Source organism: Streptomyces sp. NPDC048411 (genome assembly GCF_040704695.1).
Classification (GTDB): domain Bacteria; phylum Actinomycetota; class Actinomycetes; order Streptomycetales; family Streptomycetaceae; genus Streptomyces.
Genome location: NZ_JBEZKL010000030.1, coordinates 1 through 20724 on the forward strand (window position 1 = coordinate 1; position 20724 = coordinate 20724).

The following is a 20724-nucleotide window of genomic DNA, read 5'->3' on the forward strand; positions in this document are numbered from 1 at the left end:
AACCCCGGCAACACCGGGAACCACCGAGAACTCGATGATGCCGACCCCGCGTACTGCCCCGGGTATGGGGAGCCCACGGTGGAGCCATGCCCCGGTCCGGTCGAATCGGTCCGGGGCAGGTTGTTCCCAGAGAGGCAAGCGACCGCTTAGTATGCCCGGGAGCAGTGGTAATGCCGACAGTGTTGTGGAGGCCCCTCATGCAGGCATGGCGAGTGCACCGGAACGGCGAGCCGAACGAGGTGATGCGGCTCGAAGAGACGGACCGGCCCACGCCCGGCGACGGGCAGGTGCTCCTCAAGGTGCTCGCGGCGAACATCAACTTCCCCGACGCGCTGCTCTGCCGCGGCCAGTACCAGGTACGGCCGCCACTGCCGTTCACCCCGGGCGTGGAGATCTGCGGTATGACGCCGGACGGCCGCCGGGTGCTCGCCACCCCCACCCTGCCGAACGGCGGCTTCGCCGAGTACGTCGTCGCGGACGAGGCAGCGCTCCTGCCGGCCCCGGAGGCCCTGGGCGACGCCGAGGCGGCTGCCCTGCACATCGGCTATCAGACAGGCTGGTTCGGACTGCACCGCCGGGCGCACCTCCAGGCGGGCGAGACTCTTCTCGTGCACGCCGCGGCGGGCGGAGTCGGCAGTGCGGCCGTCCAGCTCGGCAAGGCCGCCGGGGCCAAGGTCATCGGTGTCGTCGGTGGCCCCGAGAAGGCCAAGACCGCCCATGAGCTCGGCTGCGACCTGGTCATCGACCGGCGCACCGAGGACATGGTCGCAGCGGTCAAGGAGTTCACCGGCGGACGCGGGGCCGATGTCGTCTACGACCCGGTCGGCGGCGACGCGTATGCCAAGTCCGTCAAGTGCGTCGCCTTCGAGGGCCGGGTGATCGTCGTCGGATTCGCGAGCGGCGGCATTCCCACCCCTGCGCTGGGCCACGCCCTCGTCAAGAACTACTCGATCGTCGGACTTCACTGGGGTCTGTACAACACGAAGGACCCGGCCGCGGTGCGCGCCTGCCACGAGGAGCTCACCGCGCTCGCTGCGCAGGGCGTCATCAAGCCCCTGATCAGCGAGCGTGTCGCACTTGACGGGGCGGCGGCCGCCGTTCAGCGTGTCGCCGACGGTACGAGCACCGGCCGGATCGTCGTCCTTCCGGGGGGTGCCCGATGACGGCCGTCGACGCGGCCGAACTCCGCCGCCTCACCCGCGAACTGCTCGCCGCCCACCCCCCGGCCACCACCGACCGGACCGACTTCCTGCAGGCCCGCTTCGACGCCGGACTCGCCTGGGTCCACTACCCGGCCGGGCTCGGTGGACTCGACGTACCGCGCTCGCTGCAGTCCGTCGTCGACGCCGAACTCGCTGCCGCGGGAGCCCCCGACAACGACCCGCGCCGCATCGGCATCGGCCTGGGCATGGCGGCCCCCACCATCCTGGGTTTCGGCACCGACGAGCAGAAGCAGCGTTTCCTGCGACCCCTGTGGGTCGGCGAGGAGGTGTGGTGCCAGCTCTTCAGTGAGCCGGGCGCCGGGTCCGACCTGGCGGCCCTCGGCACCCGCGCCGTCCGGGACGGCGAGGACTGGGTGGTCGACGGGCAGAAGGTCTGGACGTCCAGCGCCCATGTGGCCCGCTGGGGGATCCTCATCGCCCGCACCGACCCGCACCTGCCCAAGCACCGTGGCATCAGCTACTTCATCTGCGACATGACCGACCCGGGCGTCGAGGTGCGGCCGCTGCGTCAGATCACCGGCGAGGCCGAGTTCAACGAGGTCTTCCTCACCGGCGTACGCATCCCCGACAGCAGGCGGCTCGGACCGGTCGGCGACGGCTGGAAGGTCGCCCGGACCACCCTGATGAACGAGCGTGTCTCGATCGGTGGATCCCGCATCCCGCGCGAGGGCGGCATGATCGGCCCCGTCGCCAGGACCTGGCGCGAACATCCCGAACTGCGCACCCATGATCTCCACCAGCGCCTGCTCACCCTCTGGGTCGAGGCCGAGGTCGCCCGGCTCGCCGGTGAGCGGCTGCGTCAGCAACTCGTCGCCGGACAGCCGGGCCCCGAGGGCTCCGGCATGAAGCTCGCCTTTGCCCGTCTCAACCAGGAGATCAGCGGCCTGGAGGTCGAACTCCACGGCGAGGAGGGGCTGCTGTACGACGACTGGACCATGCGGCGCCCTGAGCTGGTCGACTTCACCGGACGCGGTGCGGGCTACCGCTATCTGCGGTCCAAGGGCAACTCGATCGAGGGCGGTACGAGCGAGGTACTGCTGAACATCGTCGCCGAACGCGTCCTCGGACTGCCCGCCGAGCCGCGCAACGACCATGACGTCGCCTGGAAGGACCTGTCCCGATGACAGCACAGACCGAAGAGACCCGGGCGCCTGATCTGCTGTACTCGGACGCCGAGGACGATCTGCGGGCCTCCGTACGGTCGTTGCTCGCCGACCGGGCCGACGCGCCGACGGTGATCGCCCGTATCGAGTCCGACACGCCGTACGACCCGCAGCTCTGGAAGGCCCTCGGCGCGGACATCGGCGCCGCGGGGCTGCTCGTGCCGGAGAAGCTCGGCGGTCAAGGTGCAAGCCATCGCGAGGCCGCGGTGGTCCTGGAGGAGCTGGGCCGCAGCGTCGCCCCCGCCCCCTATCTGACCAGCGCGGTCGTCGCCACCGAGACGCTCCTTGCACTGGGGGCGGAGGACGGACCGGTCGGCGAACTCCTCGGCGAGCTGGCAGCGGGCCGCAAGGTCGCGGTCGTCGCCGTGCCGTTCTCCGCAACGGCCGGGACCGTGACGGTGACCGGCACCCTGGACGGGACCGTCACCGCGGTCGCCGACGCGGCCGCCGCCGATCTGCTGCTCGTACCGACCGGCGACGGCCTGTACGCGGTCGAGACCGGTGTCACGGGCGTTGCCATCGAGCCGCTCGTCGCGCTCGATCTGACCCGCCCGCTCGCCACCGTCACCCTCACCGCAGCCACCGGCACCCGTCTCGCGGACGCGGAGGCCGCGCGCCCCGCCGTAAGCCGGGGGCTGCTCGCCGGGGCCGGACTGCTCGCCTCTGAGCAAGTCGGTCTCGCCGAATGGTGCCTGACCGAGACGGTCCGGTACACCCGCGAACGGCACCAGTTCAACCGGCCCGTCGGCTCGTTCCAGGCGCTCAAGCACCGGATGGCGCAGCTCTGGCTCCAGGTCGCCTCGGCCCGCGCCGCCGCGCGCAACGCGGCGGACGCCCTGGCGTCCGGCAGCCCCGACACGCCGCTCGCGGTGGCGGTGGCGCAGGCGTACTGCTCCGGGGTCGCGGTCCGTGCGGCGGAGGAGTGCATCCAGTTGCACGGAGGAATCGGCATGACGTGGGAGCACCCCGCGCATCTGTATCTGAAGCGGGCCAAGGCCGACTCGATCGCGTACGGCACGGCGGGGCGCCACCGCGAGGCCATCGCCGAGCTGATGGAGCTGCCCGCACCGTAGAGCAACTTCCTGGCGGGCAAAGGGACAAGGGGCGAGGCTGCCTGGCAGCCTCGCCCTACGTCGTTCCCGGCGGGCGATTACTGGTCGTCCCTTCCCGGTGGCAGCGCCGAGGCGCAGCTGAGCCTGTGGAGCTGCACCAGCGGCGGTGACCAGAACCGCGGGGGTGTCAATCGGTGCTGGACGAACCCGGCCCGGCCGGGGAACACCAGGCGACGGGTGGGCGACGCCCCGCTCAACTCTTGGCAGGTACCTGCCCGACAGAGGTGCCCAGGACCCATACTCGGTCGGGTCCGCCCGTCCGGTCCGCACCCTGATCCCGGGAGAACCCATGGCGTTCCCGACCCGCCGCCGCGTCGTCACCACCGCTCTTGCCACGGTCGCCGCAGGCGCCGTCATACCCCTCCAGTCGGCCGCGGCCGCGGAGCCCGCCGCAGTCGCCCGCCACCACCCCCGCCCCCTCCGGCGGGCCCACGCGCATAATGACTACCTGCATACGCGCCCCCTCCACGACGCGCTCTCCCACGGGTTCACCAGCGTCGAAGCCGACATCTTTCTCGTGGACGGGGAACTCCTCGTCGCTCATGAGGCCTCCGATCTCGACCCCGCCCGCACCCTCGCGTCGCTCTATCTCGACCCGCTGCTGGCCAGGGTCAGGGCCAACCACGGAGCCGTGTACCCCGGCCACCGCGACCCCGTACAGCTGCTCATCGACATCAAGACGGACGGCGCCGCCGCCTACCTCGAACTCGACCGGCAGCTCCAGCGCTACCGCGGGATGCTGACCTCGTACCACGACGGCCGGGTCCGCGCAGGCGCAGTCACCCCCGTCATATCGGGCGACCGGGCCGCCCGCGTTCCCATGGAGACACAGCGCACCCGCCTCGCTTTCTACGACGGCCGACTGGACGACATCGGCACTGCGGCAACCGCCTCGTTCATCCCGCTCATCAGCAGCAACTGGACCCAGAGCTTCAGCTGGCTGGGCACCGGTGCCTTTCCCGCCGCCGAACGGGACAGGCTCCGCGCCCTCGTCACCGCCGCCCATCGCGAGGGCCGGCGTGTGCGCTTCTGGGCCACGCCCGACGTGGCGGGCCCCGAGCGGGACGCCGTCTGGTCCGAATTGCTGGCCGCCGGGGTCGACCACCTCAACACGGACGACCTGGCGGGGCTGGAGCTCTTCCTCCGCGCGAAGGACGGGAGTGCCCGGGGCAGCGTCTGACGGGCCGTGCGGCCCGAGGTGGTGACAGCCAGTCAACACCCGGATGGCGGACATGCCAGTCCGCCGGATGGTCCCTCCGCTACGCCACACTGGCGGCCGAATGCCGCATTCCGGCGCGGCGTAGGAGGTTGGCCATGGCCATTTCGATCTCACTGGTGCTGCTTCTGCTGATGCTTGCGGTGCTCTTTCTCCGCAACGGCGGACTGAAAATCTCGCATGCGATCGTCTGCGCGATGCTTGGATTCTTCCTTGCGGGTACGAGCATGGGGCCGAGCATCCAGGAGGGACTGACAGCGACGGCGAATGTTGTCAGCGGTCTCCAGCCCTGACGCCCTCCCGCCTGCCTGTGGCACGTTCCGATTCCACCGGTGAGCACAGAGCGGGCCGGAGCACGTCGGCCCCAGGCCTGTACCGACAGGCTGGAGGTCATCCGTGAATCCCAGGCGCACGATCCGATCAACCGGGGCGACAGCCGCGGGGCGCGTAACGGTCTGAGGCGAAGGGGGACAGACGGCTCCCGGCGCCGTCCCCAGGACAGGGGCGCCGAGATCCTGTTCTGTCCACGGCCCGGAGACCGCCACCCGCCCACGCGGATCAGCCACCGACGAGCCGCGAACGGATCAGGAACCGCACCCCCTCCGGAGCCTCCAGCGAGAACCCGCTGCCCCGCCCCGCCACCACATCGACGATCAGCCGGGTGTGCGCCCAGACCTCGAACTGACTCTTCGACATCCAGAACGGAACACGTTCCGCGACTCCTTCGACGGCGAGCGAGGCCAGCAGCACATCGGAGTCTCCGGTACGGAATTCGCCGTCCTGGTAGCACATGGGCGCACTGCCGTCGCAGCAGCCGCCGGACTGGTGGAACATCAGTGGTCCATGGATCGCCCGCAGTTGCCGCACCAGATCGGCGGCTGCGGGCGTGAGCTCCACGAGAGGTGCATCCGAAGGGGTCACGTGTCGGCCTTTCGCTGTCCGGCGCCGGTGCGGTGAACTCAGCCAACTCCCAGGAACGTTGCGGCAAGGTTGCAGAGCATTCTTCTGACGGGGCCGCTGGGTCCAGTAGCGTGCGCATGACGATGTCTCAGGGGGAGACGGGGAGAGGGCGACGCGCATGGCGGTGGTCCAGGTGGGGGACGCGAGCAGGCCCGCCGTGGTGCGGATCCGCGACGCATCGGGTGCGGTGGTCGGGGCCGGATTCATGGTGGACAAGGACATCGTGTGCAGTTGTGCCCATGTCACTCGGCCACGGCCAGTGCGGATCACGTCGGGCACCGTCGAGAGGAGCACCGGGGGCATGAAGGAGTACCGCTCCTACTTGACCTACACGCCGGACGGAAAGCGCCTGGCCATCCTCGGGTCGGACCACAAGCTGCGGTTCTGGGACGCCGATCGCGGCACGCGGGTCGGGCGCGCGATAGCCCTGGGCAATGAATCGCTGCCCAGCACAGTCGGATTCGACCAGGGGCGTGCTGTGACCGAGGAGCAGGCAGGAGACGCACTCCGCTTCTGGGACCTGAAGGAGGGCGAGCTCGTGGCTGAACTCCACAGCACCCTGATGGGCAGGGGTGATGCCGTCATGTCGGACGGGCGCATCCCCGTAGCGGGAGAGGGTTGGTACCTGGCGCTTGACCTGCGGGGGAGCGAGATGGCCGAGCAGCTGTGCCGGGCGGTGGCCCGGGACTTCACCGAGGCCGAGAAGGAACTGCTGCCGCAGGGAGTCCCCGAAGAGGCGCCATGCTCCGAGGATTCCTGACCCGGCTCACCTGTCGCCGGAAACCGCTGACGTGGGTCTCGGAGGAGGCGCCACCGAGGCTTTCCGCACGACGAGCTCAAGGCGCTTTCGGCGGGGCGCGGTTGGTCGTACGCACCGGGGAGGCGCAGCCCTACGCGAACGTCCTGCTCCGCTGCGGAGACGCGTTCTGGCGTTCATACGATTGAGGCCCGGCACCGCGACTCGGTGCCGGACCTCACCCCCTGTCTTGGCGGTCCGGCAGCTCAGCGCGCCCGCGCCGCCTGCGCCGCCGACACCGAGGCCGTCAGCAGCTCCGCGTCGAAGAGCGAGGCGTCCGCGAGACGTGCAGCGCCCGCGTAGGCGTTGAGCATGACCTTGGCGCTCCGCAGCGCCGCGGGAGACCTGCGGACCAGCGGCTTGGTCCACCGCACGATGGTGCTGTCGAGGTCGTCCTCCGGGACGACCTTGTGGAGTATGGAGAGTTCCGCCGCTCGTACGGCATCGAAGTTGTCCGCCGTGAGGATCAGCTCGCGGACCTTCGCCGCCCCCGACTCGGCGAGCAGCCGGGGCAGGACCCCGCCCCAGGCCGGCGGAACGCCGAGGCCCAGCTCCGGCATGCGGAACCGGCAGGTGTCCGCCCCGACTCGCAGATCGCAGAAGATCGCGAGTCCCAGGCCTGCTCCGATCACCCCTCCGTGCAGCCGGGCGATGGTGACCGCATGAGTGGTGGCGAGTGCGTCGCACACCCGGCGCGCCTTGTTGCCCAGGGCGTGGAGGCCCGCACCGCCGGGGGCGGCGGCTAGCAGCTCGGCGAACTCGCTCCGCTCGCCGCCCAGGCAGAAGTTGTCCCCCGCGCCCGAGAGGGCCAGCACCCGGATTGTGGGGTCGTCGTCCAATGCGGCCAGAACGGTGAGGAGTTCGTCGAGGACCCGCCCGGACAGCGCGTTGCCCGTCTCAGGGGTGTTCAACTGAACCCGCAGGACCGGCCCTTCGGCCGTGACGCGGAGGGTCTTGAAGTCTTCTGGCATGCTCGTTCTCTTCCTTGTGCTCTGAATTCCGCGTGTGCTCGGGGCTGTGCCTCAGGCCTGGGCCACCGTCAGCTTCGCGAGACGCCGGAAGGCCACGCGTGGCGCCCAGACGGGAGAGCCACTGATGCGCAGGCCGGGCAGCCGCTCCAGCAGAGCGGTCAGCAGGGAGGTCGCCTCCAGGCGGGCCAGTGGCGCGCCGAGGCAGTAGTGGACGCCGCCGCCGAAGCTGAGGTGCGAGGCTCTGCGGTGGATATTGAACAGGGCGGGGTCGTCATACTTCGCCGGGTCGTGATGGGCGGCGCCGACCATGAGCTGCACCATCTCGTCCTTGTGGACGCGCACTCCGGCAAGCGTCGTGTCCTCGGGGGCGATACGGCTGATCATGTGGATCGGCGCGTCGTAGCGCAGGACTTCATCGATTGCGCTCGGTATGTGCTCGGGGTGCGCACGCAGCCACTCCAGCTGCTGGGGGTGCTCAAGGAGCAGCCACACCATGGTGGAGAGGACGTGCGAGGTCGTCTCCAGTCCGGCCAGGAGCACGAAGAGCGCGAGGGAGTAGACCGCCTCGTCCGCGACGGCCCGGTCGGCTTCGAGCCCGTCCCAGGTCCGCAGCCAGGCGGATACCGGGTCGTCCCCGGGGGCCCTGCGGCGCTCCTGGACCAGAGCCGTGAAGTACTCCCGGAGACCGTGGGTCGCCGCGTCGGACAGCGCGAGCTGACTCCGGGACGGGAAGAGTTCCTGGGTGAACACCTGATCGTGCGTGAGCGACCGGAGGAGCGGATAATCGACCGGTGATATGCGGAGCCATTCGCCGATCACGGTGACAGGCAATTCCTCGGTGACCAGTTCACAGAAATCGGCTTCACCATGGCGTAGTTCATCGGTGAGACGGTCGAGCAATCGCCCGGTAATGCGGTCGACGGATTCTCGCATGACTTCGATCGATTTTCGGTCGAACATATTGCCCATGGACCTCCGCATCTTGGTGTGATGCGGAGGATTGAGCATGGGGAGAGTGTCGGCCATTTGGCGTGAAGCGGGAGCGTCCCAGCGGTCGACATCCTCCTGCCGGGTCCGCCACTCGCTGCCGGGTACCTTCCAGGATCTGTCCCTGAGTACCTGGTCACAGAGGGTGTGGGAGTTCACCAGGTGCCCGCCCCAGGGGGCCGGTATGACATCGCCCATTGCCCTGAGTTCTTCATAGAAAGGCAATGGATTTTCCTGGCCGCCCGGCGTGCGAAGCCGCGAGAATAGTGAAGCAATGGAACGCCGGTCGACAGGCGGGGTAGCCAGAGAGAGCTCCACAGGGAATCCCTTTCAGAAGATCAAATTGGATTTACCAACCCTGCCTACCCATGCGATTGAACGTTCATGCGACGGTAAAGACGGGAGGGGGTGTTGTGGATGTCACACCTTCCACCAGGCCAGGAACCCGCTCCACCAGCTACCCTTCTGCGGCGCGTTTCCGCTGTCTCGGAATGGAGCATTTTCCTGGGTCCGGATCGCCGTGGCGGAGGGCGCGGCTCCGCGCCTTTCTCTGCGTTCCGGGGTAAATCGGGCGGGCAGCGACTTGAGGGCGCGATGGAACGGCCCGGGCCGCCAGGACAGCATGTCGGCAGGCACGGCCAAGTCGATGTCCGGAAGGCTGTTGAGCAGCTTCTCGATCGCCTGGACGGCGATCAGCAGGGCGGGATCCTTGGCCGGGCAGGCGTGCGGCCCCGCACCCCAGGCCAGGTGGGCCCGCTTGCTGAGCGTCTGCCGGCTCATGGACAGGGCGGGATCGGTGTTGGCCGCGGCAAAGCTGATCAGGACGGGATTACCGGCGGCGAGTTCCACCCCACCGAGGTCCACGTCGTGCACCGGGTAGTGCGCGGCGTAGTTGGCGATGGGCGGGCTGTTCCAGAGGACGTCGTTGATGGCGTCCTCGACCAGCAGACCGGCCGAGTGGTGACCGCCCGCGTACTTGTCGTCGGAGAGCAGCAGTCGCAGGGCATTCGCGATGATGTTCTGGGTCGGCTCCGTGCCCGCCCCGATCAGCATCACCAGCTGATGGATCATCTCCTCGTCCGTCAGCCCGGCCTCGTGCTGCATCAGCCAGGAGGTGACGTCCTCGCCCGGCTCGGCCCGCTTCAGCGTGACCAGTTCGAACAGGGATTCCGTGAGGATCTGGTTGGCCTGCTCCACGTCCACGCCGTCGAAGAGACAGGAGATACCGAAGACGAGGCGGTCGCCGATCTCCGCGGGGCAGCCGAACAGGTCGTTGAAGACGAGCAGGGGCAACAGTTGCGCGAAGTCGGTGATCAGATCGGCCCGGCCCCGGCCGTTGAACTGGGCGATGAGATAAGCGGCGACGCGGTCGACGTGCCGGGTCATCCGATGCGTGTCGACCCGGGCGAGCGAGTCCGTCACCGCCTGACGCAGCCTCATATGCTCCGCGCCGTCGGTGAACAGACAGTTGGGCCGGTACAGCATCATGGGAAGAACTGGGCTGTCCATGGGCACCAGGCCCTCGTTCACAGCACGCCAACGGCGCGAGTCCCGGGCGAAGACGTCGGGGTTCTGCAGCACATGGAGCGCCGCCGAGTAGTCGGTGACCAGCGACGCCTGCACGCCCGGGGACAGCTCGACGGGACCCGCCGGGCCGTACTCCCGAAGGTGCCCGTAGAAGGCATCCGGAGCAGCAGCGAATTCGGGCCCGTGCAGAGGGACACTCTTGCCGCCGTGATGGGCCGGGCAGCCCGGCGGCGGGGCCTGGGCCTCCGAATGGTTGTGCATGCCGAACTCCTAGGAAAGGCGCGACTGTAGGTAACGGACGAGAACGATGAGGGCATTCGCCGACGAGCGCTGGTCACGTGCATCGCAGGTGACGAGTGGCGTCTCGGGCAGGAGGTCGAGGGCCTCCCGTATTTCCGCATCCTCGTGGTTCTGGCTGTCGGTGAACCGATTGACGGCAATGGTGTACGGGATTCCGTACTGCTCGACAAGATCCATGATGGGAAATGATTCTTCGAGGCGTTCGGGATCGACGAGCACCAAGGCGCCGAGTGCGCCCCGGGACATGTCCTCCCACACCTGGACGAAACGTTGCTGTCCGGGTGTTCCGAAGAGATAGAGGACCAGGTTCTCGCTGAGCGTCAGCCGGCCGAAGTCCATGGCCACAGTGGTCGTGGATTTTCCCGGGGTGCCCTTGAGATCGTCGATCCCCTCTCCCGCCTGCGTCATGACCTCTTCGGTGCGCAGCGGGGGAATCTCGGACATGGTTCCGATGAACGTGGTCTTGCCCACGGCGAAATGACCGACGACGAGGATCTTCGCCGCAGTCTGCACTGAATCGCGCAGGTAGACGCCGTCATCCGAATCTTGCTTGAAGGCCATGCAGCACCTCCTCGAGTATGCGACGGTCGACAAGTTCCGCGCTGGGAACGGGTTTGCGCGTACAGAGATATCCGCTGTCGATGAGGTCGGACAGCAGTAGTCTGATGATTCCCACGGGAAGCTGGGTGTGCCCGGCGATCTCCGCGACTGAGAGATAGCCACCCGAGCACAGCTCGATCAGGCGGCGCTTCTCGGGGTCGAGCAGTTCGCTCCGGGGAGCTCCTTCGGCCACGGTGAGCAAGGTGATCAGTGACAGATCTTCCCCGCTCAGCAGGGTGCGGCCGTTGGTGATCACATACGGACGTACTAAGGGTGATGCTTCCGGTCCCAGCTCGGGGCCGTCCGGTGTCGTCATGCCTTGGTGTCAGCAATCTCGCGAGGGGGACTGGTCAGTGCCTTGCCGAGTTGACCGACGAGCTGCTGCATGCGGAACGTGATCTCAGCCATGTGGACCTCGGGGGAGGCCGACACGGCGAGGTAGGCCCCTTCGCCGGCCGAGATGAGAAAGACCCAGCCGTGCTCGAACTCGACGAGCGTCTGACGCCATGTCGGCCGGTCGCTCGGCGGCCTTCCGCAGAAATCGGCCACGGTACGGCTCAGGGACTGCATGCCGCTCATCGCCGCGGCGACGGTATCGGCATGGTCCTTCCCGACATCCTTCGAGCGGGCCATGAGCAGGCCGTCGGCGGAGACGAGAATGGCGTGCCGCGCCTCGGGCACCTCCAAGGCGCTGTCAAGCATCCATGACAGGTCGTAGTTCACTGAGCCTCATGCCCTTCGCTGCTGGCGCTGTTTGTGCGGCGTCCTGACTGTGTCCCCCGTTGAAATGCCCCCATGACTGAGGCGATCTGCTCGGTCGATCGTGCCGGGCTCTCCCCGCTGTCGGCCGTCGGCACGATGGAAATGGCGGCGCCTCGTCGGCGCCTCTTCGGCAGGCCTCCGAAGGTGGTCGAGGACTCTGTTGAATCCACTTCGGGCGGCATCGGGGAAGACTCGCCCACAGGGGGGTTCTCCTTCGCCTCGGGCTTGATGTCGGGCTCCGGCATGGACGTGAGGAGTTCATCGGGAAGGAGTACGACCGCCCGTACACCGCCGTACGGAGAAGCCGAATCCACGGAGACAGTGAATCCGTAGCGTGCCGCGAGCACGCCGATCACGGTGAATCCGAACTGAGGCGGGTTTCCGAGCCCTGAGACACCGGGGGAGCGCTCACTCGAAAGAAGCTTGGCGGCCCGGCTCTTCTCTTCCTCGTTCATGCCGACACCGGCGTCGTCGACAACGATGCAGACACCCTTGGGTACGGCCCGGATGTTGATCTCGATCGTGGTTTCCGGCGCAGAGTAGCTCGTGGCGTTGTCGAGCAGTTCGGCCAGGGTGAGCGCGACCGGTTCCACGGCCCGGCTGACGATGGCGAAATTGCTCTGGGTCCGGATCTCGACACGCGTGAAATGGCGGATACGGCCCTTCGCGCTGCGCACCACGTCGTAGAGGGATGCGGCCGCACGCTGCCGGCCGAGCCAGCCGTCGCAGAGCACGGCTATCGACTGGGCCCGCCGCGCGAACTGCGAATTCATGTGGTCGATGTCCAGGAGGTCCTGGAGAACCTGGAGCTCGCCGTACTTCTCCTGCAGCTTCGTGATCGCCAGTTGCTGCTCACTGGCGAGACCCTGCAGCGTGCGCATGGCGGACTTCAGAGCGGTCTTGGTGTCCTCCTCGGCCCGCTCCTTCGCTTCCTGTACGGATTCCGCATAATGCTCTTCGAGCGCAGAGTAGTGTTGGGTGAGTTCCAGCTTTTCCCTACGCAGAGTGGAATTCGTTCTTCTGCCACGAACGATGACGGTTGCGGCGACAGGAGTTCCAGCGATCAATGCCCACAGTGCTGGATCCTGGAAGTATTGAGTCATGAGGCTCTCTTTGGATGACTGGGCCGCCGGATGCAGAACTTCTGGAAGGCGCGTCGGCGTGTGCCCGTGACTTCGGTCCCACGGGAGCAGCCGCGCGTCCGCTGTTGCCCGGCCGCCTTGAAAGGCCCGGCTAATGGCATAACTCTCCCCAATGTGGCGGAAGTCTGGGCCGACGCTTCATTGAATGCGCGTCACAGCGGTATTGGTGCCGCCAGGCAAGCTTTGGCGATCCTAGCATCATCCGAAGGGATGATGATCAAGCAGTTTTGTGCCATTTTTTTCCATCTGACGGCAATTCAGTAAGGTGTCCCATATGGGGACTTGATCATCCTGACTGCCCGAGGAGGCGTGCCACGTGCCGCAGAGCCCGCCACCGGAGTCCTTCGCCGCCCCGGCGGTGCTGGCCGAGGAGCGCAGGCTCCGCAAAGATCTCGGATTCTGGGGCCTGACCGCGATCGGGTTCTCCAACATCCTCGGCTCCGGCTGGCTGTTCGCCGCCATGTACGCCGCCCAGACCGCGGGACCGGCCGCTCTGCTGTCCTGGATTGCGGCGGGTGCGCTGTGCGCCCTGCTGGCCCTGGTCATGGTGGAGCTCGGGGCGACCCGTCCGGAGGGCGGCGGCACCGTGCGCTGGCCTCTGTACGCGAGCGGGCGACTGGTCGGCACGGTGATCGGCTGGTCCGTGCTGCTCTCGGTCGGCGGTACCGCGGCGGAGATCAGTGCGATCATGCAGTACGCCGCGCACTACCTGCCGGGGCTCCACAGCGGCGGCAGACTGAGCGTCTTTGGCCTCGGCGTCGCGGTCGGGCTCAGCGTTCTGCTGACGGCGCTGAACTGGTTCGCCGTGCGGATGTTCGCGCGGCTGAACAACCTGGTGTCGCTGTTCAAAGTCGCGGTCCCCGTCGTCACGGTCATCGCGCTGTCCCTGTCGGGCACGCATTCCGGTCGCCTCACCGACCACGGCGGCTTCGCACCGTACGGCTACGCGGCATGCCTGACCGCTCTCGCCGGTGGTGGCATCGTCTACTCCGTCAACGGCTTCCAGGCCCCGCTCGACTTCTCGGGCGAGGCCCGCAATCCGCGCCGTAATGTGCCGGCTGCCGTGCTCACCGGGATCGGTCTCGCCGTGCTGGTCTACCTCGCGCTCCAACTCGCTTTCCTGTTCACGGTGCCCGAGTCCCTGCTGACCCACGGCTGGCAGGGCGTCAACTTCGAATCACCGTTCGGGCAGCTCGCCCTGGTGCTCAATCTGCACTGGCTGGCCACGCTGCTCTACGCCGACGCGGTGATCTCCCCGGGTGGTTCGGCCTATGTGGGGGTGGCGATCGACGCCCGGCATACGTATGCCCTGGCCAAGAACGGCATGCTGCCGCGCTTCTTCATGCGGATCGATGCCCGGTCCGGCATGGCGCACCGGGCGCTGGTCCTGAACCTCGCGGTCATCATCGTCTTCCTGCTGCCGTTCGGCGGCTGGCAGGACATCGTGAGCGTGATGGGGGACATGTATCTGCTCATCTACGCGGCCTCGGCGGTCGCCGTCGCGGTGTTCCGGGCACACGACCGGGAGCGGGGGGTGTCACGGTCGGAAGGCCAGGCGCCGGGGGTGCGCTGGATCGCACCGGTCAGTTTCATCGTGGCCAGCGAGTTCATCTTCTGGTCGGGCTGGCACGACCTGCGGCTCGCGTTGCCGCTCGTCCTGGTCGGTGTCCCGCTGTTCCTGGTGCAGCGGCGCGACACCGAGGGACCTCTGCCGCGTCATGAACTGCGGCAGGGCGCCTGGCTGGTCTGCTATCTGGCCGTGCTGACCGTGCTGTCCCGGCTCGGCACCTTCGGCGGTTCCGGGCGTCTGTCGGCGCCGTACGACTCCGTCACGGTGGGCGCCGTCGCGCTCATCGTGTTCGTATGGGCGGTGCGTTCGGGCGTCGACCATCTGCGGACCACTCCGACCGGTCCGACCGCGGCGCCGTCCGTCTGAGCGGATCACGATGCGCCGTACCCCCTCTGTGCCGGCCTGAAGCTCGACACCAGTGATCCTTGCCGGGCGTTGCCGTGGGATCCCGAAGGGCCGGCGGCAGAGATGCGGAAGGGGGAGAGCCCCGTACCTCGGCCCCTCGCCGCCGCGGTCCCGGGCCGGCAGGGCTCCCCGCCCCGGCAGCCGTGCTCCCGCGCCCCGTACCGTGGCGCTCACCTCGTCATCTCGCCTACAGGAGTACACATGAGCTTCGATGTCGACGCTGTCCGCGCCCAGTTCCCCGCCCTGAAGTCGGGTTCCGCCCGCTTCGACGCCCCCGGCGGCACCCAGACACCTCAACCGGTGATCGACGCCATCGCGGACGTACTGGCCAACCCGCTGGCGAACCGCGGCCTCACCACCGAGGGCGAGCGCAATGCGGAGGCTGTCGTGACCGGCGCCCGTCGCGCGCTGGCCGACCTGCTGGGCGCCGATCCGCGGGGCATCGTCTTCGGCCGCAGCTCCACCCAGCTCGCCTACGACCTGTCGCGCACCCTCGCCAAGAACTGGGGCTCCGGCGACGAGGTGGTCGTCAGCCGGCTCGACCACGACTCCAATATCCGCCCCTGGATCCAGGCGGCCGAGACTGCGGGCGCCTCCGTCCGCTGGGCAGACTTCGACCCGGCCACCGGTGAGTTGACGACCGACGACATCGCCCAGGTGCTCTCCGCGCGCACCCGCTTGGTCGCCGTCACCGCAGCGTCGAACCTGATCGGCACCCGCCCCGACATCCCGGCTGTCGCCGACCTCGTACACCGGGCCGGAGCACTGCTGCATGTGGACGCGGTGCACTATGCCTCGCACGCCGCTGTGGACCTGCCCGGCCTCGGCGCGGACTTCCTGGTCTGCTCGCCGTACAAATTCCTCGGCCCGCACCTCGGCGTGCTGGCAAGCCGCCCCGAGCTGCTGGAGACGCTGCGGCCGGACAAGCTCCTGCCCTCCACCGACGCGGTTCCCGAGCGCTTCGAACTGGGCACGCTGCCCTACGAGTTGCTCGCCGGTGCCCGCGCGGCGGTGGACTTCCTCGCCGGACTGGCCCCCGGCACCGACGGCACCCGCCGGGAGCGGCTGCTCGCCGCCTTCGAGGCGATCGAGAGCCACGAGGACGCCCTGCGGGCCCGTATCGAGCAAGGGCTGGCCGCCCTCGGCGGTGTCACCGTGCACTCCCGGGCCGCCCACCGCACGCCCACCCTGCTGCTCACCCTGGCGGACCGGAGCGCCACCGTCGCCTCGCGATATCTGGCGGAGCGAGGTGTCGACGCTCCGGCCGGCTCGTTCTACGCGCTGGAGGCATCCCGCAGGCTCGGACTGGGCGACGAGGGCGGACTGCGGATCGGTCTGGCCCCCTACAACAGCGCCGAGGACGTCGACCGTCTGCTGGACGCCCTGTCCGGCTTCCTGGGCACCTCGCCCGCCGTCGGCTGACGCGTGCGGCCCCCCCCCCCCCCGCAAGCTGCCCAGGCCCACGGCCATCCGCGACAAGCTGATGGTCAGGGTGCACGCCCTGGACGAAGGCGACCCCGACGCCGTGCGTGCGGCCATCACCGAGCGGCTGGAGTGGGCCAGGGCCAAGCTCGCCAGCTACGACCGGCTCCGGGACCGCCTGCTCGACGGGCGGACGGAGCAGGAGTACCTGGCTCACGCCGAGCGCATCGGCCCCTACCTCAGCCTCATGCGGGGCCGGGCCTTCGAGCAGGAGAACATCACATGGGCCGAGCAGGCTCTGCGCGCCGTGGAACAGCGCACCGGCGTGTCCCGTCAGGCGGTGGGAGCGTCAGCGACGACCGGCGGAGCAGTCGTCCCGGGCGCGCCGCACGCCACACGCCGAGGCCCTGTGCGGCGGTGTCGAGCGGGCGGCCGGGGCGCGGGAGCGTGCCCGGCCTGTGCAACGGCCCGGATCCGTCGTCATTCCCCACGCCGCGCCGGTCCGCCGACGGCTGATCGAGGCGGCGCGCTCCTGGTGGGCCCGGGCTGTTACCGTTGGTCGGATCCCATCATCTTCATTCGCCCGTTCTTGCGGTTTGCCGGCGTCTTCGCCTGCCGGGAATTCCTCGATACGTGCCGCACATCGAGGAAGGCTCCTCATGAAGCACCCAGCTCGCACGGACACCACGCAGGACGAGTTCGCCCTGCCGGAGACGATCACCCCGGCCCTGCCGGCGGCCGCGTCGTTCGCCGACCTGGATCTTCCGCCCGCCCTGCTGAAGACGCTCACCGGCCTCGGCGTGAACCACCCGTTCCCGATCCAGGCGGCCACGCTGCCCAATTCCCTAGCTGGCCGGGACGTCCTGGGCCGGGGCCGCACCGGGTCGGGCAAGACCCTCGCCTTCGGTCTGGCGCTGCTCACGCGGCTCGCAGGCCGGCGCGCGGAGCCGAAGCGGCCGCTCGGACTGATCCTCGTACCGACCCGGGAACTGGCTCAGCAGGTCGGCGAGGCGCTCACGCCGTACGCCCGGGAGCTGAAGCTGCGGATGGTCACGGTGGTCGGCGGCATTTCGATCGGCAGGCAGGCCGGCGAACTGCGGGCCGGGGCCGAGGTCGTTGTTGCGACGCCCGGACGCCTGCACGACCTCATAGAGCGCAAGGACTGTCGCCTGGACCGGGTGCGCATCACCGTCCTGGACGAAGCAGACCAGATGTGTGACATGGGCTTCCTGCCTCAGGTCACCGAACTGCTCGACCACGTGCACCCCGACGGCCAGCGGATGCTGTTCTCGGCCACCTTGGACCGCGACGTCGACCTCCTGGTCCGCCGCTACCTGCACGACCCGGTGGTCCACTCGGTCGACCCGTCGGCAGGGGCGGTCACGACGATGGAACACCATGTACTGACCGTCCACGGCGCCGACCGGTACGCCGTCACGACCGAGATCGCGGCCCGGGACGGCCGGGTGCTCCTGTTCCTGGACACCAAGCACGCGGTCGACCAGTTGACCAAGCACCTGCGGGCCAGCGGTGTACGCGCCGCCGCGCTGCACAGCGGCAAGTCCCAGCCCCAGCGCACGCGCACCCTCGCACAGTTCAAGAACGGTCAGGTCACCGCATTGGTGGCCACCAATGTCGCGGCCCGGGGCCTGCACGTGGACGACCTCGACCTGGTGGTCAACGTCGATCCGCCCAGCGATCACAAGGACTATCTGCACCGTGCCGGGCGCACCGCCCGTGCCGGTGAATCCGGCAGCGTCGTCACCCTGGTTCTCTCGAACCAGCGCCGCGACATGAGTCGGCTGATGGCCGACGCCGGTATTACGCCAAAGATCACCAAGGTGCGCTCGGGTGAGGCGGAACTGAGCCGGATCACCGGTGCCCGTGTCCCGTCCGGCCTCCCTCTCGACGGCGGTCCAGCCGCGGCGCGTCCCGCCGGCGGCCACGCCCCGTTCCGTGGCATGGGAACGGCCCGGGGTGATTCCGGGCGCGCCAGTGGCGGGTCCCGCCGCGGAGGCGAGGCCCGCAAGATGGCCGAGGCCCGCAAAGCCGCACGGGTGCGCCGCGGCTCGTAGCGGGGCCGGGACCGGCGAGCGGACGGACCGCGGACAACGACCGGCTGCATGCGCGTGCCGAGCAGGGGACCACCGAGGCGTTCAGGCCGGCCCTGAGCCACGTTCCGTCCCGGCCGGCACGGCCACGCCGGGGGTGCTCATGCAGCCAGAGGCCGGTCCCCTGGCGCGATGGGGGCAGGCAGCACCGTGGAGCCACTCAGGAACCGGTCCGTCGCGGCCGCGACGGACCGGCCCTCCGCGATGGCCCACACCACGAGGGACTGGCCACGTCCCGCGTCACCGGCGATGAAGACTCCGTCCGTCCTGGTGCGGACCGTCTGCTCGACCGCCTCGGCAGCAAAAGCGGCATCCCGGGCGAAGTTCCCCCGGCCGTCCAGGGTGAGCCCGAGCTGCTTCATGAGACCCGTACCCCGTTCGGGACCGTAGAAGCCGAGGGCGAGCAGGACCAGATCCGCTGCCATCAGATGCTCAGTGCCCGGCCGCGGCCTTCTGACCACGGGTTCCACCTTCGCCAGGCGGAGTCCGCGCACGTGGCCGGCCTTGTCCCCTTCGAAACGGAGGGTGGCGGAGGCAAAGACTCTCGGATCCGCGCCCTTCCGCCCCCGGGCCTCCTCATGGGCATGGGAGATCCGATAGACCTTCGGATACGTGGGCCACGGCTCGGTGTCCCGCCGGGTCTCGCCGGGCTCCGGATTGATATCCAGCTGCACCACGGAGCTCGCGCCCTGGCGCAGGGCGGTGCCCAGACAGTCCGATCCGGTGTCCCCACCGCCGATGATCACCACGTGCTTGCCCTCGGCGGTGACGGGAGGCGAGACGTAGTCGCCCTCCCTGACCCGGTTGGCGAGGGTCAGGTAGTCCATGGCCTGATGAATGCCGTCCAGCTCGCGACCGGGGACGGGCAGCTCACGTTGTCCCCTGGCCCCTACGGCGACGACCACCGCGTCGTGACGCCTTCTGAGTTCGGTGGCGTCGAGATCGCTGCCGACGTCCACACCCGTGCGGAACCTGGTTCCTTCGGCCCGCATCTGCTCGATGCGACAGTTCAGGTGGTGCTTCTCCATCTTGAATGCGGGGATGCCGTAGCGCAGCAGTCCGCCGATGCGGTCGGCCCGCTCGTAGACGGCGACGGTGTGACCGATGCGGGTGAGCTGTTGCGCTGCCGCCAGTCCGGCGGGTCCGGAGCCGATGACGGCGACGGTCTTTCCGCTGAGCCGCTCGGGCGGTTGCGGTGTCGCGTACCCGCGCGCCCAGATCTGGTCGGCGATCGCCTGTTCGACGTTCTTGATCGTCACTGGATCGGCATTGATGGTGAGCACGCACGCGTCCTCGCACGGCGCCGGGCACAGCCGCCCGGTGAACTCCGGAAAGTTGTTCGTTGCGTGCAGTCGTTCGGCGGCGGTCCGCCAGTCGGCCCGTGCCGCGTAAGCGTTCCACTCGGGGATGAGGTTTCCCAGCGGGCAGCCGTGGTGGCAGAAGGGTATGCCGCAGTCCATGCAGCGTCCCGCTTGCTCGGAGACGAGCGGAAGGCGTGGCTGGCCCGCGTAGACCTCGTCCCAGTCGCTCAGCCGTTCATCGACGGCGCGTGCCGGGGCGGGCCGGCGGGGAACTTTGAGGAAGCCGAAAGGGTCGGTCATGCGCCGCCTCCGTCGCCCCTTGCGGTGTACAGGCGTTTCGGCCAGCCTACGCCTGCTTTCTGCCGCTTTCATCGGTCTGCGGGCTCCGGGACCCGTCCGGGCGGTCCTGCGCGGCTCCTGTGATCACGTCGTGGACCGAGAACTCTCCGGGCATCTGGTTCCCCTTGGGGCGGGAGGGTGCTGCCGGGGAATTGCCGCGGGTGGCGCAGGCGCCACCGGTCACGGCTACCTCGTACCCTGCGCGCGACGGCCTTCACGAGGCTCTCTCCGGCCTCGATGGTTCAGGTCGAGGTCGTCGCGGGCTCCGGCTCCGTGGTCCCTGTCGTGGTGGGCTTGTCGAGGCGCTTGCCGAGCAGGACGAACAGCAGGATGAGCCCAACCGTGAGGAGAGTGTGGCCCAGACCGGCGATCCCCGGCACGGCCTCGGGGACATGCTTGCCGAGCACTGTCTCGGTGCCGTGGACGCCCATCATGATGACGGTGATTGCGATGCCCGCGTTGTAGAACCAGAAGAACGCGGTGAAGAGTTTCGTCCCGGACAGCTGGAACTGCTTGTCGAGGGCGAGGACGATGAGGAAGCCCAGCATGCCCAGGGCGAGCAAGTGGGTGTGCATGACTGCCAGTTGCGTGTCGCCCCGAAAATCGTGGGCCTTGGTGAACTCCCGGTAGAACAGCCCGGAGATCACTCCCAGAATCATATAGACGTGTGCCGCTATGTACGACTTCCGCATCTCTGCGCCCGCCCCTGCAGATCAAGTGCTGCTCCGACGAGGGTCATTGAAGCACTCCGGGGCGTAGCTGTCTGCCGGGTTCGGGAGAACGCACAAAGCCGGGTCGAGTGGCCCTCGCCTGCCCC

19 protein-coding genes and 2 pseudogenes are annotated in these 20724 nt (G+C 68.7%); 11 read left to right on the forward strand and 10 right to left on the reverse strand.

Annotation, left to right across the window (positions count from 1 at the left end):
• The first annotated feature begins 197 nt into the window (after positions 1–197).
• From AB0915_RS13725 to AB0915_RS13745, 5 genes are all read left to right on the forward strand, one after another.
• Entirely contained in the window at positions 198–1163 is a 966-nt protein-coding gene (locus tag AB0915_RS13725) for an NADPH:quinone oxidoreductase family protein (RefSeq protein WP_366691264.1), read from the forward strand.
• Complete coding sequence (locus AB0915_RS13730) at positions 1160–2347, forward strand: acyl-CoA dehydrogenase family protein (protein WP_366691265.1); 1188 nt, start codon at positions 1160–1162, stop codon at positions 2345–2347. The genes AB0915_RS13725 and AB0915_RS13730 overlap by 4 nt, the downstream gene beginning before the upstream one ends.
• On the forward strand, positions 2344–3459 hold the full coding sequence (locus tag AB0915_RS13735; protein ID WP_366691266.1) for an acyl-CoA dehydrogenase family protein: 1116 nt from the start codon (positions 2344–2346) through the stop codon (positions 3457–3459). Before AB0915_RS13730 ends, AB0915_RS13735 begins: the two co-directional genes overlap by 4 nt.
• Before the next feature lie 328 nt (positions 3460–3787).
• Positions 3788–4678, forward strand: coding sequence for a phosphatidylinositol-specific phospholipase C/glycerophosphodiester phosphodiesterase family protein (locus tag AB0915_RS13740; RefSeq protein WP_366691267.1), 891 nt, complete (start codon positions 3788–3790; stop codon positions 4676–4678).
• Positions 4679–4812: 134 nt separating this feature from the next.
• A complete protein-coding gene (locus tag AB0915_RS13745; RefSeq protein WP_366691268.1) occupies positions 4813–5007 on the forward strand; it encodes a hypothetical protein in 195 nt (64 codons plus the stop codon).
• A gap of 265 nt (positions 5008–5272) precedes the next feature.
• Here the strand turns inward: AB0915_RS13745 and AB0915_RS13750 are convergent, their stop codons facing one another.
• Positions 5273–5611 carry a DUF779 domain-containing protein gene (locus AB0915_RS13750; RefSeq protein WP_366691269.1) on the reverse strand — a complete coding sequence of 113 codons (339 nt, stop codon included), beginning with the start codon at positions 5609–5611 and terminating at the stop codon, positions 5273–5275.
• Between the two features lie 181 nt (positions 5612–5792).
• On the opposite strand from AB0915_RS13750, the gene AB0915_RS13755 reads away from it, so the two are divergent.
• Both AB0915_RS13755 and AB0915_RS13760 read left to right on the forward strand, forming a co-directional pair.
• Entirely contained in the window at positions 5793–6434 is a 642-nt protein-coding gene (locus AB0915_RS13755; protein ID WP_366691270.1) for a WD40 repeat domain-containing protein, read from the forward strand.
• Between the two features lie 92 nt (positions 6435–6526).
• Positions 6527–6619: pseudogene (locus AB0915_RS13760) on the forward strand (RbsD/FucU domain-containing protein); the annotation flags it as partial.
• Between the two features lie 57 nt (positions 6620–6676).
• On the opposite strand, the gene AB0915_RS13765 reads toward AB0915_RS13760, so the two are convergent.
• From AB0915_RS13765 to AB0915_RS13795, 7 genes are all read right to left on the reverse strand, one after another.
• The gene (locus AB0915_RS13765) at positions 6677–7441 is read right to left on the reverse strand and encodes an enoyl-CoA hydratase/isomerase family protein (RefSeq protein WP_366691271.1); all 765 of its coding nucleotides are present in this window, start codon (positions 7439–7441) and stop codon (positions 6677–6679) included.
• 51 nt (positions 7442–7492) lie between these two features.
• Positions 7493–8449, reverse strand: a complete 957-nt coding sequence (locus tag AB0915_RS13770) for a cytochrome P450 (RefSeq protein WP_366691272.1) — start codon at positions 8447–8449, stop codon at positions 7493–7495.
• 399 nt (positions 8450–8848) lie between these two features.
• Positions 8849–10216, reverse strand: coding sequence for a cytochrome P450 (locus tag AB0915_RS13775; protein ID WP_366691273.1), 1368 nt, complete (start codon positions 10214–10216; stop codon positions 8849–8851).
• Between the two features lie 9 nt (positions 10217–10225).
• Positions 10226–10816, reverse strand: a complete 591-nt coding sequence (locus tag AB0915_RS13780) for an ATP/GTP-binding protein (protein ID WP_366691274.1) — start codon at positions 10814–10816, stop codon at positions 10226–10228.
• Entirely contained in the window at positions 10791–11171 is a 381-nt protein-coding gene (locus AB0915_RS13785; RefSeq protein WP_366691275.1) for a DUF742 domain-containing protein, read from the reverse strand. Before AB0915_RS13785 ends, AB0915_RS13780 begins: the two co-directional genes overlap by 26 nt.
• Positions 11168–11578 carry a roadblock/LC7 domain-containing protein gene (locus AB0915_RS13790; RefSeq protein WP_366691276.1) on the reverse strand — a complete coding sequence of 137 codons (411 nt, stop codon included), beginning with the start codon at positions 11576–11578 and terminating at the stop codon, positions 11168–11170. Before AB0915_RS13790 ends, AB0915_RS13785 begins: the two co-directional genes overlap by 4 nt.
• Positions 11575–12720, reverse strand: coding sequence for an ATP-binding protein (locus AB0915_RS13795; RefSeq protein WP_366691277.1), 1146 nt, complete (start codon positions 12718–12720; stop codon positions 11575–11577). Before AB0915_RS13795 ends, AB0915_RS13790 begins: the two co-directional genes overlap by 4 nt.
• A gap of 355 nt (positions 12721–13075) precedes the next feature.
• On the opposite strand from AB0915_RS13795, the gene AB0915_RS13800 reads away from it, so the two are divergent.
• The 4 genes and pseudogenes from AB0915_RS13800 (at position 13076) to AB0915_RS13815 (ending at position 18231) form a co-directional block, all read left to right on the forward strand.
• Entirely contained in the window at positions 13076–14695 is a 1620-nt protein-coding gene (locus AB0915_RS13800) for an APC family permease (RefSeq protein WP_366691278.1), read from the forward strand.
• A 240-nt stretch (positions 14696–14935) separates the two neighbouring features.
• Positions 14936–16156 (forward strand): cysteine desulfurase-like protein, encoded by a 1221-nt coding sequence (locus tag AB0915_RS13805; protein ID WP_366691279.1) that lies wholly within the window; start codon positions 14936–14938, stop codon positions 16154–16156.
• Between the two features lie 31 nt (positions 16157–16187).
• Positions 16188–16475: pseudogene (locus AB0915_RS13810) on the forward strand (PadR family transcriptional regulator); the annotation flags it as partial.
• Positions 16476–16815: 340 nt separating this feature from the next.
• The gene (locus AB0915_RS13815) at positions 16816–18231 is read left to right on the forward strand and encodes a DEAD/DEAH box helicase (RefSeq protein ID WP_366691280.1); all 1416 of its coding nucleotides are present in this window, start codon (positions 16816–16818) and stop codon (positions 18229–18231) included.
• A gap of 137 nt (positions 18232–18368) precedes the next feature.
• On the opposite strand, the gene AB0915_RS13820 is transcribed toward AB0915_RS13815, so the two are convergent.
• Positions 18369–19868 carry a glutamate synthase subunit beta gene (locus AB0915_RS13820; protein WP_366691281.1) on the reverse strand — a complete coding sequence of 500 codons (1500 nt, stop codon included), beginning with the start codon at positions 19866–19868 and terminating at the stop codon, positions 18369–18371.
• A 281-nt stretch (positions 19869–20149) separates the two neighbouring features.
• Positions 20150–20599: a DUF2871 domain-containing protein gene (locus AB0915_RS13825; protein WP_366691282.1), complete on the reverse strand. Its 450-nt coding sequence runs from the start codon at positions 20597–20599 to the stop codon at positions 20150–20152.
• Positions 20600–20724: the final 125 nt, after the last annotated feature.

What these genes read in the sequence shown, in the direction of transcription:
- AB0915_RS13725 (WP_366691264.1), top strand. Translation starts at nt 198, where the DNA reads ATGCAGGCATGGCGAGTGCACCGGAACGGCGAGCCGAACGAGGTGATG.
- AB0915_RS13730 (WP_366691265.1), top strand. Translation starts at nt 1,160, where the DNA reads ATGACGGCCGTCGACGCGGCCGAACTCCGCCGCCTCACCCGCGAACTG.
- AB0915_RS13735 (WP_366691266.1), top strand. Translation starts at nt 2,344, where the DNA reads ATGACAGCACAGACCGAAGAGACCCGGGCGCCTGATCTGCTGTACTCG.
- AB0915_RS13740 (WP_366691267.1), top strand. Translation starts at nt 3,788, where the DNA reads ATGGCGTTCCCGACCCGCCGCCGCGTCGTCACCACCGCTCTTGCCACG.
- AB0915_RS13745 (WP_366691268.1), top strand. Translation starts at nt 4,813, where the DNA reads ATGGCCATTTCGATCTCACTGGTGCTGCTTCTGCTGATGCTTGCGGTG.
- AB0915_RS13755 (WP_366691270.1), top strand. Translation starts at nt 5,793, where the DNA reads ATGGCGGTGGTCCAGGTGGGGGACGCGAGCAGGCCCGCCGTGGTGCGG.
- AB0915_RS13765 (WP_366691271.1), bottom strand. Translation starts at nt 7,441, where the DNA reads ATGCCAGAAGACTTCAAGACCCTCCGCGTCACGGCCGAAGGGCCGGTC.
- AB0915_RS13770 (WP_366691272.1), bottom strand. Translation starts at nt 8,449, where the DNA reads ATGCTCAATCCTCCGCATCACACCAAGATGCGGAGGTCCATGGGCAAT.
- AB0915_RS13775 (WP_366691273.1), bottom strand. Translation starts at nt 10,216, where the DNA reads ATGCACAACCATTCGGAGGCCCAGGCCCCGCCGCCGGGCTGCCCGGCC.
- AB0915_RS13780 (WP_366691274.1), bottom strand. Translation starts at nt 10,816, where the DNA reads ATGGCCTTCAAGCAAGATTCGGATGACGGCGTCTACCTGCGCGATTCA.
- AB0915_RS13785 (WP_366691275.1), bottom strand. Translation starts at nt 11,171, where the DNA reads ATGACGACACCGGACGGCCCCGAGCTGGGACCGGAAGCATCACCCTTA.
- AB0915_RS13795 (WP_366691277.1), bottom strand. Translation starts at nt 12,720, where the DNA reads ATGACTCAATACTTCCAGGATCCAGCACTGTGGGCATTGATCGCTGGA.
- AB0915_RS13805 (WP_366691279.1), top strand. Translation starts at nt 14,936, where the DNA reads ATGAGCTTCGATGTCGACGCTGTCCGCGCCCAGTTCCCCGCCCTGAAG.
- AB0915_RS13815 (WP_366691280.1), top strand. Translation starts at nt 16,816, where the DNA reads ATGAAGCACCCAGCTCGCACGGACACCACGCAGGACGAGTTCGCCCTG.
- AB0915_RS13820 (WP_366691281.1), bottom strand. Translation starts at nt 19,868, where the DNA reads ATGACCGACCCTTTCGGCTTCCTCAAAGTTCCCCGCCGGCCCGCCCCG.
- AB0915_RS13825 (WP_366691282.1), bottom strand. Translation starts at nt 20,599, where the DNA reads ATGCGGAAGTCGTACATAGCGGCACACGTCTATATGATTCTGGGAGTG.